Origin of the sequence: Pseudomonas sp. 65/3-MNA-CIBAN-0223, assembly GCF_040310425.1 — a bacterium.
Taxonomy (GTDB): Bacteria; Pseudomonadota; Gammaproteobacteria; order Pseudomonadales; family Pseudomonadaceae; genus Aquipseudomonas; species Aquipseudomonas gregormendelii.
This window is the reverse complement of the sequence record NZ_JBEOPV010000169.1, coordinates 1-267: the sequence shown is the minus strand read 5'-3', so window position 1 is coordinate 267 and position 267 is coordinate 1. Positions and strand designations below refer to the sequence as shown.

1 protein-coding gene is annotated in these 267 nt (G+C 57.7%); it reads right to left on the bottom strand.

Annotated features, from left to right (window positions below; all coding sequences use genetic code 11):
* Positions 1 to 14: 14 nt before the first annotated feature.
* Positions 15 to 267: 30S ribosome-binding factor RbfA (gene rbfA, locus AAEZ09_RS28400; RefSeq protein WP_350601674.1), on the bottom strand; the 253-nt coding region annotated here is incomplete at its 5' end.

Sequence of the window (267 nt, the reverse complement as noted above, 5' to 3'; positions counted from 1 at the left end):
GACCTGTGCCACGTTTATTCTCCGCGCTCATCACTGTGCTTGCGATCTTCAGCAACTGCGCGCTCGATCAGCGAGCTCAGCTCGACACCGCGACGGATACTGGCGTCGTAGTTGAAATGCAGTTGCGGAACAGTACGCAGCTTCATGCTCTTGCCGAGCTGCATGCGCAGGAAGCCTGCAGCATCGTTAAGGATGCGCAGGTTGCCCTTGACCGCTTCCTGATCGTCGTCCTGCCCCATGATCGTGATGAAGATCTTCGCGTGGGAC